The sequence below is a fragment of the Rhizobium sp. Root1203 genome (assembly GCF_001424945.1).
Lineage (GTDB): Bacteria > Pseudomonadota > Alphaproteobacteria > Rhizobiales > Rhizobiaceae > Rhizobium.
In genome coordinates this window covers 92454-106659 of the sequence record NZ_LMCW01000014.1, presented here as the reverse complement: position 1 = coordinate 106659, position 14206 = coordinate 92454, and the positions used below count along the sequence as shown (strand labels likewise).

14 protein-coding genes are annotated in these 14206 nt (G+C 59.1%); 3 read left to right on the top strand and 11 right to left on the bottom strand.

The genetic code is table 11. From position 1 onward, the window contains the following. Positions 1 to 285: 285 nt before the first annotated feature. The 5 genes from ASC97_RS17265 to ASC97_RS17245 form a co-directional block, all read right to left on the bottom strand. On the bottom strand, positions 286 to 774 hold the full coding sequence (locus ASC97_RS17265; protein WP_057469594.1) for an ion channel: 489 nt from the start codon (positions 772 to 774) through the stop codon (positions 286 to 288). 95 nt (positions 775 to 869) lie between these two features. After that, entirely contained in the window at positions 870 to 1565 is a 696-nt protein-coding gene (locus ASC97_RS17260) for a hypothetical protein (protein WP_057469583.1), read from the bottom strand. A gap of 29 nt (positions 1566 to 1594) precedes the next feature. Continuing rightward, positions 1595 to 2164 carry an OmpA family protein gene (locus ASC97_RS17255; RefSeq protein WP_057469582.1) on the bottom strand — a complete coding sequence of 190 codons (570 nt, stop codon included), beginning with the start codon at positions 2162 to 2164 and terminating at the stop codon, positions 1595 to 1597. A 26-nt stretch (positions 2165 to 2190) separates the two neighbouring features. Continuing rightward, positions 2191 to 2616 carry a cysteine rich repeat-containing protein gene (locus ASC97_RS17250; RefSeq protein ID WP_057469581.1) on the bottom strand — a complete coding sequence of 142 codons (426 nt, stop codon included), beginning with the start codon at positions 2614 to 2616 and terminating at the stop codon, positions 2191 to 2193. Between the two features lie 120 nt (positions 2617 to 2736). Then, positions 2737 to 3006 carry a hypothetical protein gene (locus ASC97_RS17245; protein WP_057469580.1) on the bottom strand — a complete coding sequence of 90 codons (270 nt, stop codon included), beginning with the start codon at positions 3004 to 3006 and terminating at the stop codon, positions 2737 to 2739. Between the two features lie 417 nt (positions 3007 to 3423). Between ASC97_RS17245 and ASC97_RS17240 the strand changes: the two genes are divergently transcribed. Then, positions 3424 to 5229 (top strand): adenylate cyclase, encoded by a 1806-nt coding sequence (locus tag ASC97_RS17240; protein ID WP_082530036.1) that lies wholly within the window; start codon positions 3424 to 3426, stop codon positions 5227 to 5229. A gap of 648 nt (positions 5230 to 5877) precedes the next feature. Then, positions 5878 to 7332, top strand: a complete 1455-nt coding sequence (locus ASC97_RS17235; RefSeq protein WP_057469578.1) for a DUF1254 domain-containing protein — start codon at positions 5878 to 5880, stop codon at positions 7330 to 7332. A 74-nt stretch (positions 7333 to 7406) separates the two neighbouring features. Here the strand turns inward: ASC97_RS17235 and ASC97_RS17230 are convergent, their stop codons facing one another. From ASC97_RS17230 to ASC97_RS17205, 6 genes are all read right to left on the bottom strand, one after another. Next, positions 7407 to 7739 carry a cupin domain-containing protein gene (locus ASC97_RS17230; RefSeq protein ID WP_057469577.1) on the bottom strand — a complete coding sequence of 111 codons (333 nt, stop codon included), beginning with the start codon at positions 7737 to 7739 and terminating at the stop codon, positions 7407 to 7409. Positions 7740 to 7825: 86 nt separating this feature from the next. After that, the gene (kduI, locus tag ASC97_RS17225) at positions 7826 to 8668 is read right to left on the bottom strand and encodes a 5-dehydro-4-deoxy-D-glucuronate isomerase (RefSeq protein WP_057469576.1); all 843 of its coding nucleotides are present in this window, start codon (positions 8666 to 8668) and stop codon (positions 7826 to 7828) included. 30 nt (positions 8669 to 8698) lie between these two features. Further along, complete coding sequence (locus ASC97_RS17220; protein WP_057469575.1) at positions 8699 to 9436, bottom strand: ATP-binding cassette domain-containing protein; 738 nt, start codon at positions 9434 to 9436, stop codon at positions 8699 to 8701. Beyond that, positions 9436 to 10455 carry an ABC transporter permease gene (locus tag ASC97_RS17215; RefSeq protein ID WP_200959490.1) on the bottom strand — a complete coding sequence of 340 codons (1020 nt, stop codon included), beginning with the start codon at positions 10453 to 10455 and terminating at the stop codon, positions 9436 to 9438. The genes ASC97_RS17220 and ASC97_RS17215 overlap by 1 nt, the downstream gene beginning before the upstream one ends. A 69-nt stretch (positions 10456 to 10524) precedes the next feature. Next, a complete protein-coding gene (locus ASC97_RS17210; protein ID WP_057469573.1) occupies positions 10525 to 11475 on the bottom strand; it encodes a sugar ABC transporter substrate-binding protein in 951 nt (316 codons plus the stop codon). Between the two features lie 164 nt (positions 11476 to 11639). Beyond that, a complete protein-coding gene (locus ASC97_RS17205) occupies positions 11640 to 13157 on the bottom strand; it encodes an aldehyde dehydrogenase family protein (RefSeq protein ID WP_057469572.1) in 1518 nt (505 codons plus the stop codon). 123 nt (positions 13158 to 13280) lie between these two features. Between ASC97_RS17205 and ASC97_RS17200 the strand changes: the two genes are divergently transcribed. Further along, complete coding sequence (locus ASC97_RS17200) at positions 13281 to 13982, top strand: GntR family transcriptional regulator (protein ID WP_057469571.1); 702 nt, start codon at positions 13281 to 13283, stop codon at positions 13980 to 13982. The last annotated feature ends 224 nt before the right edge of the window (positions 13983 to 14206 follow it).

Sequence of the window (14206 nt, the reverse complement as noted above, 5' to 3'; positions counted from 1 at the left end):
GATCCGGATGTGGTCGAACGCGTTATGGCAGACGAGATGAAACGCGGCCTATAATATCGGCCTCTCCACCAAACGAAAATGCCTTCGCCGGACGCTCACCCTCAACTGGCCATGAGTCGCGTTGAAAAGGCATCGGAGCTGCGCCTTACATGGTATAAATCGTTGGCATGGATCGTGTTGAATTCCCACGCCATTTATAACGGAGCGGATATTTGCCGCCTGGTCCGAGATTCTCCGAAGTGACTCCCGGAAAATTCGGAGAAATCAGCTGGTTCTAGCCAATGCTCATGATCGAGGACCATCGTCGGAATGCGCGCGTTTCGCTCGCAACATATCGAACCTTCCAACATCGGTCATGATGTTGACCAGAACACTTCCGGTCCATCCGAAGGTGAATAATCCCGACATGCCAATGATTGGTCCGAGCAGACGCCATCGATCGGGCAGGGTAACATTGCCTTCCCCGAGCGTCGTGTAGCTCTCCAAAACGAAATAGTAGCTGTCGCGCATCGAGGGGATGATTGAACGCGCATAAAGAGGAACCGACCAGATCAGCGTTTCTGCAAAATGCAGGATTGCCAAGGCGGCGATCGTCACCGCGAGCACCAGGTTCAGGCGCCAATGCCCTCCGACGCTCGTGACATGCATCCAGGATTTGCTGAATTTCCAACTGATGGCCCGGATGCCTACGCCGTGCACGAACATCACCGCGATCAGAATTACAGTGCCGACACATATCTCCAGAACTGGGTTTGGAGCCGATAGCAGGTCCACAAGTGACATCCTCGGTAGTCTGGCCGCAGGTGTGGAAGACTTCTCTCAAGCCTCCCACTGGTCTGCTCCGGCGCAGGTGTTGCAGTTCCCTCGCGCTAGTAGCAAGGTGGATAGGGGTAGTATCCGCATGCTGGAGGCGGGTAGTAGGGTCGATTGGCGGCGACCGCGGCGGCGCCGACAGCAGCACCCGCAACCACGCCTGCTCCGTAGTATGCACCAGGATGTGCATACCAGCCCCCCCTCCAGACGGGGGCACGGACCCCAGCGCCCCCGACGGCCACGCCGCCATACGGTCCACGGGCTGCAAACCAGTCGATGAACAGCGATGCCGGTCCATCGGCTTGCGCAAGCTCGCCTTCGAGCACGGCAACGTCGAAGGTCAGGTTTCCGCCTTCAAGCTTCGGCGTCTTCAGGACAACCACGGCGTCGGCGACGGAATCTCCCTTGGCGCTCAAGACCGAAATCGTCGCATTGGGAGGATCTTTGGCGAAACTATCTGCTCCCTCGCCCCATTGCTTGACGAACTCTGAGGTCAGGACATGCCCTGCCGATCGCACCGGGCGGTCCGCGAACACAATGGAATTGGCTGAGATGCCGCTCATCGTCAGCTTGCCGTTCTCGAGCCTTGCTCCTGCGGAGTTGAGCACGGCAAGCGACGGCACCACTTTTGACTTTATTGTGCCGATGGTCTTCTGCGCGGGGGCGGAGATGGCGTCTTGCGCGCCGACCGGTGAGGTGAAAGCGAGGCTCGCGGCGACCGCGATGACGCAGGCGTGAGAAATTCTAAGCACGATTTATCCTCCGCTGGGCCACAAGGCCTCTACTTCAAAAGTCCGAGATTGATCAGTTGAACGCGCCTGTTATCGGCAGCCTCCGGGTGGCCGGCGTCGATCGGCCATTCTTCGCCCGCACCAACCGAGAAGAGACGATCGGGCGAAACCGCGAACGTCGTCGACAACGCCTCGTTGATCGCGTCGGCGCGTTTCTGGCTGAGCTCGAGGTTGTGTTTGGCTGATCCCGTCGCGCTGGAATGCCCGACAATAAGGAACTTGTAGCGGAACAGATCGGGGTGATGCAGCGCATCTGCGATCAGGCCGACGGTGCGGTAGGATTTAGGCTCGATGGCAACGGAGTTGTTCTCGAAATCGATCTCGACGATGAGCTGCGAAAGCTCTGCGAGCTTGCTCCAGTTGGGGAGTGCCGTAACGCCCTTCCCGACGTTAGCGTTGGCTTCCTCCACGAGCAGAGCGACGTCCACCGCAGGGGCTGCCGACCTGACCTGTCCAAGTGTGCTCATGATCTGACTGTTGTCGAGCTGTTGAGCTGAAGCGATGCAGGGAGCCAGCAGCAGGCCGAGTGCGAGTGAGACGCTAAGGCGACGAACGAACATTTTCTTTTCCCCGGTTCGGATCAAGTTCAACGCCATCCAGCGTCGGTGATTGCCTGGTTGCATGCCTTGCTGTCGACGCGTTTGGTCTCGACGAGGCAGGAAAGGATATTCCCATCGCCCTTCACGCTGTTGCAGTATTGAGAGACGTCATGCCGGCAGACCTTGAACACCGACGCTTGCGCTTCCTGGCGTTGTGCAATCGATGTCAGAACGCTGCCAAGCGTCGAAGTGCAGATTGGGGAGACCTTTGATACGTTCTGCTCGAGGCAGGCCTGGATCCGGCCCTGTCCAAGGTTCTCGCCATTGCAGAACTTCTTGATGTCGCCTCCGCAATCTTTGGCAAGGACGGTCACCGCGTCGGCATAGCTGATCGTGTCCGCCCAACTCGCTGCCGTTAAGGTGAGGAAGGCGACCAGCGCCGCTCCTCCAAAGACGCCAATTCTCTTCGACATAGTGTATCCCATCCTGGAGCGATTGATCGGAGAAGGTGTTTCCGGAGACATCCGTCGCGCGTCGGGATCAGAAAGGGAAGTATGTTACCGTAGCAAACATCGACAACGCTCGTCGCTTTGTCATCGTCGCGGCCGCGTGAACGGCACGATAGCCGCTCTGTCCAGGGCCAGCTCAATCTCGATCTGAAGACTGTCTATGAGCTCTGCATACTCGGCGACGCGCTCAGCACACTCCGGTGCTGATGAACATTTCCAATCCAGTTTCCCGTCATGGGCAGTGGCGAAATCGTCGCATAGGTCGCGAAATCCCTCGCTCCGCGCGGCAAGCTCTTCAATCGCCCTAACGCGGTTCTTGAAATAGGTCTTCGTAAATTCGACACCTTTTTCCATCTGTCTTCATCCACTGGCATGCCCTCTGGTAGCAGCGACCTAGGCGGGTGTCGCCGCAGCAAACCTTCATAACATCCGGGATTCAAGAAAAGCTGTTGTCCACTCGACGAACAGCGGCCATTCTTCCGCCCGCGTAATTTGGGTGGTTATTGGTCCTCGCGTAAACGCAGCTGCCATAGTGACCCCAGATCTTGGAGGCGCAAGTATACAACAGTAACATACGGCGTTTGACGTCCGTCGGCTCTTGTTCCAATCGCCTCGTGGAATAGGAACAAGCACTGGAGGAAGAAACATGTCCGGTGCGAACCTTGCTCGTGGACGACGAATAGTTTCTGCGTTAGGTTTAATTTAGCAACTGCATGAAAGTTCTGGTAGCGTCCCTCAAGAGCGGGTGAGGAGAAAGCAGTGGAGAATAAGATGCAGGAGCGGCGCGATATGACGCCGTCACCCACGCGCGCGCCCCCAACCATGGACGATATTCGCACTCAACTTGCGCGCATTCTCAGCAGCGAAGAATTTCCTCAAGTGGGCCGCAGTGTCTCGTTTCTTGTTTACGTGGTTGAAGAAGCGCTTGCCGGCCGGGGTGATAGGATCAAGGGCTACAGCATTGCCATCGAGGTTTTCAAGCGCCCAGAGGGATTCACGCAGGATGATCCCGTGGTCCGGATCGAGGCTGGACGACTGCGTCGCGCCCTGGAGCGTTACTATCTCGTCGCAGGACAGGACGATCCTGTCACGATAGAAGTTGCAAAAGGCGGTTACGCTCCATCGTTCACATGGAAGGCATCTGCGAATTCCGAAATCAGTAATGAAAAGCCCTCAGTCGATGAATCTCGATGGCGGCTATTTCCGCCGTCGCAAAACATTGTGCGGGTGGTCATTGGGGCAGTATTGGCGATTGGCGTCGTCACGATGGGGCTTGTGTGGTTTGCGCATGTGGGCGTGCCACCGAAGGATTCACACGTGCTTGACGGCCCCACCTTGGTGATCGCGCCATTCGTCAGCTTCGGGAACGACCATCAGGCCGCACTCTACGCAACAGGTTTGACCGAGGAGTTATTGACCGCCCTCCCCCGCTTCAAGGAGATCAAGGTCTTCGGCCGTGAGACGTCGAAATCCCTGTCACCCGAGACGGAGGTGGCGCGGGTCCGCGATGAACTCGGTGCCCGGTTTCTTCTCAAAGGTGCCGTTCGCGTTGCCGGCAACGCTGTTCGCGTTACGGCGCGACTGCTCGACACCGACACCAACGAGATCCTTTGGTCCCAGACCTATGACGACGAAATCCACACGCGCGATATGTTCGCCATCCAATCCGACGTCGCAAACAAGGTCGCAACGGCCGTCGCGCAGCCGTATGGCGTCATCACGCAGGCTATTGGCGCCAAACCACCGCCGAATGATCTCGGAAGCTATGGTTGTACTCTTCCCTTTTATGCCTACCGTGCTGAGCTGAGTGCTGTTCGACATGCCGAGGTGCGAGAATGTCTCGAGAGAGCGGTTGACCGCTTTCCAGCCTTCGCGACGGCCTGGGCGATGCTCTCCATCATCCACCTGGACGAGGACCGTTTCAAGTTCAATCCGAGGAACGACGGATCGTCGCCGATCGATCGCAGCCTTCGCGCGGCCCGCCGTGCCGTGCAACTCGATCCCGGCAACGCCCGAGCCCAGCAGGCACTGATGATCGCGCTGTTCTTCACGCAGAACGTACCGGAAGCTCTCCGTGTCGGTGAACAGGCGCTATTGACCACCCCGAATGATACCGAATTGCTTGGCGAGTTTGGCACCCGTGTTGCAATGAGCGGTGCGTGGCAGCGCGGTGCGACGTTGCTGGATCAAGCCATTGCCCTCAATCCAGGCGGCGGCGGTTATTATCATGGAATCCGTGGGCTTGTTGCATACATGCTTCACGACGATAAGACCGCAGTCATTGAGATCCGGCAGGCCGATCTTCAGAAGTTTCCTCTCTTCCACGCCGTTGCCGCTGTCATCTACGTCGATGCAGGCATGATGGAGGACGCGCGTCGGGAAGCCGCCCGTTTCAACGAGATGCGCCCGGATTTCGTCCGCAATATCGTCGCTGAACTGAAATCCCGCAATATCCCACCTGGCGATCGGGCACGAATGATTGCGGATATAAGAAAGGCGGGATTGCCAGCCGAAGACGAAGTTCGATCGACCATGCTGGCGCCGACCGACGGGTCTGTCGCAGTTCGGCCACGTTGAGGAATTGCCGAACGCGCTCCAGGCCAACGTGATGGCGAAGAGCGCAGATTGCGGATCGGCAATGATCGCGAACCCGTTGACCGTCCTATGCCGGGACTTGCCGCAGGAATCCTTAGCCTGCACTGACTTTGAGCATGTCGTCTGCCTAGGCCTCGATCTTACGGCGTTAGCTCATCGCGCAGTGCGTTTCGGGATGACCATGAAGGACATTCGATTGGAAGGAACATCAAGTTCACGCGTTTTTTGGCGTTCCCCAAATGCAGCCCGATGTCCCGGAAGTGGCTCGTTTACGAGGTATGTTACCGTAACGTACTTGTCAGTAGCCGCAATTGCCAAGACATTCTCAACGCAAAGACTTTCCGGGCTGTGGATCGCTGCGCAGCAGCCCCCGGTTCCGGGCATTAGTTGAATTGGGGACATAGGGCAACACGACAGCAACGCTCGGAATTCACAACGGGAGGGCCCGATCGGCGGAGCTTGATCGATGTCCACCGTGGCCCGCTGGCGCAATCCGCGGCATCGACGGCGTCCCCATGGTCAAAGGTAGGACATCCAGCGAGCCTGGATCAACCATCGCGATTACTAAACACGTTTCCTGACCCTTATGCGTGTCGCCGGACCGCTGTTAACCGAAAGGAATTTATTCAGATGCTTACAAAACGCGATCTGCTTTGCTCGGCTGCGATGGCGGTTTTCGCCGCCACGACGGCGAGGGCCGACTTGGTCTCCCCCCTAGTCATTGACCAGAGCAATGCCGAATGGCCAAGCCTGTTGGAGGCCAAGGACATTGCGGAGGAAGGCTTCGTCTACGGTCTGCCGCTCGTAATGAACTATGCAGTCATGCAAGAGTTCGCGGTCGACAAGGATTCGGGGCAGTTCAAGGCACCGTTCAACGAGATCTATAATGCGCACCATGTCGCCACCCCTGAGGATACGGCAGTCATCACGCCGAACAGCGACACCCCCTACTCGATCCTCTGGCTGGATCTGCGCGCCGAGCCGATGGTAATCTCGGTGCCGGCGATCGAAAAGGACCGCTACTACGCCGTCCAACTCATCGACGGCAACACCTACAATTATGGCTATATCGGCACGCGCACCACGGGGAGCGAGCCGGGCGACTATCTGGTGGTCGGCCCCGATTGGAAGGGCGAAACGCCCGCCGGGATCGAGAAGGTCTTCCAATCGACGACGCCGTTCACGCTCGCACTTATCCGCACCCAGCTCTTCAACCCCGACGACATGCCGAACGTCGAGAAAGCTCAGGCCGGCTACAAGGCGCAGCCCCTTTCCGCCTTCCTCAAGCAGCCCGCCCCACCAGCCGCACCCCAGATCGAGTTCCTTCCTGCCACCACGGCCGGGATCAAGGACAATTTCTTCCAATATCTCGACGCAGCCCTGCAATTCGTTCCGGAGACGTCGAGGGACAAAGCCATACGCGCTAAGCTTGCGAAGATTGGCATCGGTCCCGGCAAGACCTTCGAGTTCGAGGATCTGTCGCTGGAACACAAAGCCGAAATCCTGGTGGCCATGAAGCAGGGTAACGACAAGGTCGACAAATGGCTGGCCAGCGGCAACAAGAGCATCAACGGCTGGAACGTCGGCTCGTTCTTTGGCGACGAGGCCTTCTACAACGGCGATTGGGTTATGCGCGCAGGCGCTGCAAAGGGCGGTCTCCTGGGCAACGATGCCGTGGAAGCGATGTACCCCTATACGCGGGCGGACGCGACCGGTGAGCCGCTCGACGGCAGCAAGCACAAGTACACCATCACCTTCCCACCCGGCCAGATGCCACCGGTGAACGCGTTCTGGTCCGTTACGATGTACGACGGCAAGAGCCAGCTCCTGGTCAAGAACCCGATCAAACGCTACCTCATCAACTCACCGATGTTGCCGGCGATGAAGAAGGGCACGGACGGCTCGCTGACGCTGTACATCCAGAAGGACAGCCCCGGTGCGGACAAGGAAGCAAATTGGCTGCCGGCACCTGACGACAAGATCTATCTCGTGATGCGCCTGTACTGGCCAAAGACCGAGGCGCCGTCGATCTTGCCGGCGGGCGAAGGAACCTGGAAGCCGCCCGCGGTCGTGATGGCAAAATAGGCTTTTGCGCCGATCGCCGGCGCGGCTCTGAGCCGACACGACCAGTGCCACAATCGACTGCCGAGTGGTCTAGACTACGCCGATAAAAAATCGTCTCGGCGTGGCGTGAACGTATCTATCAGCAGGCCTGCTGTCAGCGCCACCACGCCGTGAATGCTGTTCGGAGCAACGATAAAGCTACTGCCCGGCCCGAGCCGGGTGGTGACATCGTCGACCGTGACATCGAAGGTACCTTCGGCGACATAGCTGACCTGGGTGTGAGGATGGGAATGCAGAGCACCAATGGCCCCCTTGTCGAACCGAAAGGCGACGAGCATCAGTTCCGGACGCTCGCTCAAAACTGCGCGACGATTGCCCGGTGCGATCTCGGTCCACACGGTAGTTTCAGGCAGAGAATAATATTGCATTTCGGTCCTTTCATCGGGCAAGCCAGCCGCCGTCCACCGGCAGGATGGTGCTATGCACATAGTCGGATGCGGATGAGCGAATGGTCTTATCTGAGAGTATCCATCGGCACCTTGTCCATGTCGGTGAAGCTCATGTTGTCACCGGCCATGGCCCAGATGAAGGCATAACGTCCCGTACCGGCGCCGGCATGGATCGACCACCCCGGCGACAGCACCGCGTCGTGGTTCTTCAGGACGACATGCCGCGTCTCGCTTGGCTCGCCCATGAGGTGAAAGACGCGTGTGGTCTCCTCCATGCCGAAATAGAGATAGACCTCCATGCGGCGATCATGCACGTGGGCCGGCATCGTGTTCCACACAGACCCCGGCTCAAACATGGTAAGACCCACAAGCAGCTGGCAGCTGTCACAGACATCCGGATGCACATACTGGTTGATGGTGCGAGCGTTGGATTCTTCTGCCGAACCGAGACTTACCTTTTTGGCCATGTCCCGCGTGATGTGTACGGTCGCGCATGAGCGATGCGCGGGCGCGCTCAGGAGATAAAACAGCGCCGGATTGGCTGGGTCATCGCTGACGAAGCCGATGGCGCCTTCGCCCATTCCGATATAGAGGGCCTCCTGAAAGCCGAGCGCGTAGTCATTTGTGCCAATTGTTACCCGACCGGGTCCACCGATATTGATGATCGCCGCCTCGCGTCGTTCGAGAAGTCGCTCGGTACCCGTTTCTGCGACATGGTCGATCACGAGCTTCTCGTTTGCCGGCACGACGCCACCGACGATCATCCTGTCGAGATGGCTGTAGGTGAGGTTGATCTCCCCGGGGCGGAAGAGTTCCTCGATCACGAAGCCATCGCGCAGGCCTTGCGTGTTACGCCTTGCGGCGTCCGCAGGTCCTACGACCTGGCGTATCGATACAGAAATAGTCACGGCATCTGCCTCTCGTCATGAGCAATGGGGTCAGGTCAGCACGACATATTCGGTCAGCTGATTGATCGTGGTGTCTGCCTTGTCGACATCGAAGACCTTGGTGCCGTGGCTCATGATGACGAAGCGGTCGCACACCTGGTAGGCATGATAGATGTTGTGCGTCACCAACACGCTGGAAACGTTCTCCGCCTTGAGTTTCAGCACCTGGTTCAAGAGCGCCTCCGTCTCGCGCACGGAGAGTGCGGATGTGGGTTCATCGAGAAGCAGTATGCGCTTCTTGAAGTAGACGGCGCGGGCAATGGCAACGGCCTGCTTCTGGCCGCCTGAAAGATTGCCGACGAGCGTGTCCGGTGAATCGATGCCCGAGATGTGCACCGCGTTCTGCAGGACGTCCATTGCGATGTCACGCATCTTGGCCTGACGGAGAAAGCCGAAGCGATCCGTCAGCTCGCGACCCATGAAAATGTTGCGGGTGATCGAGAGGGAATCGACCAGCGCAGTGTGTTGATAGATGGTCTCGATGCCGGCATCGGCAGAATCCGATCGGCAGGAAAAGGCCGTCTTCTCGCCGTCGACGCTGAGATAACCTTCCGTCGGTTTGTGAATGCCGGAAATCAGATTGACGGTCGTCGATTTTCCGGCGCCGTTGTCACCCAGCAGACCGACAACTTCGCCTTCTCCGATATGGAAACTGAGATTCCTGAGCGCGGTAAGCGCGCCGAAACTCTTGGAGATATTGTGCAGTTCGAGAAGATTGGGGGTCGACATCAGGCAAGGCCTCGCCGCTCGATAAGATGGTTGAAGATGGCGGCCAGCACGATCAGGGTGGCGATGAACATGTCGAGATAGAAGCCAGGTGCGCGCAGGAGGAGCAGCACGTCGGTCATGGTGTGGATGAGCATCACACCGAGGAAGACCCCAACGATCGAACCGCGGCCGCCTCGCAGGGAGAGCCCGCCGATTACGCAGGCGGCAATCGCCTGGAGTTCGAGGCCTGCGCCCTGTCCCGGCTGCGCGCTGCCGACACGGGCCGTGGCCAGAATGCCCGCCACGGCCGCCATCCCGCCCGCAATCGCGAAGGCGATGAGCTTGACGCGGTTGGTGTTGATGCCGATCGCCTCTGCAGCCGCCCTGTTGCCGCCGGTCGCAAAGACATGGTTGCCGAAGCGATGACGGTGCAACAGGAAATGGAAGCCGACGACGAACAGGATGATCCAGATGAAGGCGGCGTTTATCCCGAACAATGTACCCGACAAGAGACTGGTAAAAATCGGTTCAGGATCGAAGCGCACCTGGACAGCTCCGTTGTAGAGAAGCACCGCACCCCGCCAGAACAGCAGACCGCCGAGCGTCACGATGAAGGACGGAAGACCAAATCGCAGCGTGAGATGGCCATTGAGGAGGCCGATCATCACGCCAGCCAGAATACCGAGGGGAGCTGCGATAAATGCGCTAACGCCGGCGCCGACCAGGGTCGCGATGAGGATGGCAGTGAAGGTGTAGACTGAACCGATGGACAGATCGAATTCGCCGGCGATCATCAGTATGCCGGCGCCGAGCGCCAGGCAGCCGAGCACCGGGATCGCCTTCATCAGGATGGTTAGATTCTGTGGCGAAAGATAGCGAAAATCATCCGGATAGAGCAGCGCGCCGGCAATGCAGACGATCTGCAATGTCACGAAGACGAGCAGGATCGCGCCCGCAGGCATGCTCATGATCTGCTTAAGGACGGATTGTCTCTGGGTCCGCGACCTGGGCGCGGCACTGTCAGCTAGGATAGGTGTCACGGTCTGGTACTCGATCGTTTATGGACGGAGAACCTGCCGAACGCGACGGCAGGTTCCCACGAAACGCGGTTAGCGGAAGCTGCCGATCAGCGGCTTGACCGAGCTGATGCGCGACTTGTCGAGGAAGGCGCCCTGCCCGGTGTCGATGTCGGTCGGGGTCAACCCATACTTCTTGGCCAGCGCGATCTGGGCGATCGGGTGATAGCCCTGCAGGTAGGGCTGCTGGTCCATGGTCGCGAACATCGCACCGGATTCGACCGCATTGACGATTTCGACCGCAAGATCGAAACCGCCGAAGGGGATCTTGACGCCCGCATCCTTGATGGCGCCTGCACCAACGGTAGAGGTCACGGAGCCTGTACCAAATAGCGCCTTTACGTTCGGATTGGCGATCAGGAACTGCGCCATGATGTTCTGCGCCTCTGCCGGATCAAGACCCGCACGTACGGTCTCGACCTTTATGCCGTTTTCCGTCATCGCCTTCTCGATGCCGCCGCCACGTGCAACAGCAAAACTCGCCTCGGGGATCTCGCGCGGATTGAATACCACATCGCCGGACTTCAGCCCGAATTCCTTGATCATCCGATTGCCAAGCTCATAGCCGGAGGCAAACTCGTCCATGCCGACATAGGCCTGGCGGCAGTTGCCCTTGGCGCCTTCCAGATCGTCGTTGTTGAAGCCGATGACGACGATGCCGGCCTTCACCGCGGAGCAGATGCTCTCATCGAAGGCGTCCGACGAGGAGATAGCAACGGCGATGCCATCGACACCACTTGCCGTTGCGCTTTCGATCAGGTCGTTCTGCCGAACCGGATCGTTGTTGGCGTACTGTACGTCGAGATCCACACCGAACTGCGCGGCGGCGTCTTGCGCTCCCTTCACCACGGGGTTAAAGAACTGAACGCTCGGATCGAGGTAGATGATCATCGTTGCCTTGACGTCTGCGGCAAGCGCCGTAGATGCCATCATGGTGGCAATGCCCGCAGCAAGCGCTGCGATCTTAAACCTGGTCACTTTCATTTGCGTATCCTCCCTTTGGATGTGCAATGCGGGTCGCAAGACCCAAATCTCGGCTGGCGGGCTCCGACCAAAGATCGCGCCGGCCGAGGTTTTCCTCCCAAGTTCTTCGCCCTCTCCCAAAGGCAAAAAAACTCCATTTCCGTATTAGCGCCGCTTGTCGCGGCTCATTGCGCGAACCAGGGCGCAGGACGCCCGAGCGTCACATGAACACCCTTGAACTGCGAATATTCGTCAAAGCCGTAGCGGCCGAGCTCGCGGCCCAGTCCACTCTTCTTGTAGCCGCCAATCGGCAGCTCCGGTGTTCCGTCGATAACGCTGTTGATCCAGCAGCGGCCAGCACGAATGCGGCGAATGCTCTGCAGCGCGTTTTCGAGATTGGTCGACCAGACCGAGGCCGAAAGACCGAATTCGCTGGCGTTCGCCAGCGCCACGGCCTCATCGGCCGTCTTGAAGGTCAATGTCGACAGGACCGGCCCGAAAATCTCCTCGCGGGCAATCGACATATCGGGCGTGACGCCAGCAAACACGGTCGGTGCGTAGTAGAGCCCGGCCTCCTTGCCGACCCTCTCGCCCCCGAGAAGCAACTTTGCGCCCGATGCGACACCGGCCTCGACATACGAATGCACTTTTTGCGTGTGCGCTTCCGAAATCATCGCACCGATCCTGGTGTCCTCGTTCAGCGGATCGCCGAAGGTCACCTTGCGCGAAGTATCGAGCAGACGCTCCATCAGGGCATCACGGATACCTTCCTGGACGAGAAGGCGGCTGCCGGAAATGCAGCACTGTCCGGCATTGTGATAGACGCCATAGGCTATGCCATCGGCTGCGGCCTCAAGATCCGCATCCGCAAAGACGATCTGCGGGCCCTTGCCGCCGAGTTCCAGTCCGACACGCTTGACACTGCGCGCTGCGATCTCTCCAAGCTTAGTGCCGACGCGAACGGAGCCGGTGAAAGCCACCATGTCGGTGCCGGGATCTTCCGCCAGCACCTGGCCGGCTGGATCGCCATAACCTGTGACGACGTTGAAGACGCCATCTGGAATGCCCGCTTCCCGGGCCAGCTCCGCCATGCGGATCGAGGTGCCCGAGGTGAATTCGGAGGGTTTCAGAACGACCGTGCAGCCGGCCCCGATCGCCCACGGCACGCGCTCTGATGCGATGATGAAGGGGAAGTTCCAGGGCGTGATGATTCCGACGACGCCCACTGGTTCGCGCAGCACGAGGCCAAGACGATCATCACCGATATTGTTGTGTGTCTGGCCCTCGAGAGCCCGCGCCTGCCCGGCAGCGTAAGACCAGAGATCGGCGCAAAAACCGATCTCGCCACGCGCCTGGGCGATCGGCTTGCCGACCTCGAGGCATTCCACCAGCGCAAGCTCCTCCTGGCGAGCCAGGATAAGATCGGCGACCTTGAACATCAGCCGCGAGCGCTCGGCGCCCGACATCCGCGGCCATGGACCGGTGTCGAACGCACGGCGGGCAGCCGCGATCGCAGCGCGCACGTCGTCAGCCGAAGCGTCCGGCCATGTGCCGACCACCACGCCGGCATGACCGGGGCTTACCCGGTCAAGGGTCTTACCGGAAGCGGCATCAACGGACTTGCCATCGACAAGCATCTGGTAGCGGGATTTAATGCTCAACCGCGGGTCACTGGAATCAGGTGCGATGAAATTGGACAGCAATATCTCTCCCAGGCCGGCGAACTCCGCCGGCCCCTCCCTCTTCGTCCGGCTTTCAAGGCACCGGATTTATGTTGCGTTTGAATTGTATGGTACTGTATGGTGGTTTAAATTGGATGTCAACGCATGACGGTGACGAAAGACATGAACCTGGATTCCCTGAAGATTGAGACCGGCGAAACGGCAGCTGCGCAGGTCGAGAAAGACCTGCGCGAAGCGATTGTCCGGCTTGAACTTGCCCCCGGCACCCGACTTTCCGAGCAGGAAATCGCAACCCGCATGGGGGTTTCACGACAGCCGGTGCGCGAGGCGCTGATCGCGCTTGGCAAATCGAAACTGGTGGAAATCCGCCCGAACCGGGGCACGGTTGTTGTGCGTATCTCGGCACGGCAGATGATGGAAGCCCGCTTCGTGCGCGAGGCGATCGAGGTTGCTGTCGCACGGCGCGCCAGCGAGAGTTTCGACGGCTGGACCCGGCGCCGGATCGATACCATCATCGCGCGTCAGAAGGCGGCGATGGAGGCACATGATCACAATGCCTTCCGCCGGGAGGACGAGCAGTTTCATATCGCGATCGCGGAAGGTGCTGGCTGCGGCCTGGCGTGGAACGCCATTTCGGATATCAAGGCCCACATGGATCGCGTCTGCAACCTCCAGCTCCGTCACCCCGACTCGATGACACGCCTGATCGCCGAACACGAAGCGATCATCGCCGCAATTGACGCCAAGGACGTCTCGGCCGCCGATGCTGCCATGCGGTGCCACCTCAACGGCATCCTCACCGACCTGCCGCAAATCGAAGCCAGCAATCCGGATTTGTTCGAGTAACGTGTGGTGCTTTTCCACCGAGTTCGAGTGCCTGGTGAAATGTCATCCAGTCTGCGAGGTAAACCCGCGGGTGGTAGCTTCGGACGAGAGCGACAGGACGTCCGGTCCGTCGTCCCGACACGTGGCACAAAATTCCGCAAACCTGTCAGGCATTGCCAGACCACAGCGAAACCTGCATATTTCCATCATTCCTGGCCCGAAGGGAGATTGAAATGAAAACGATC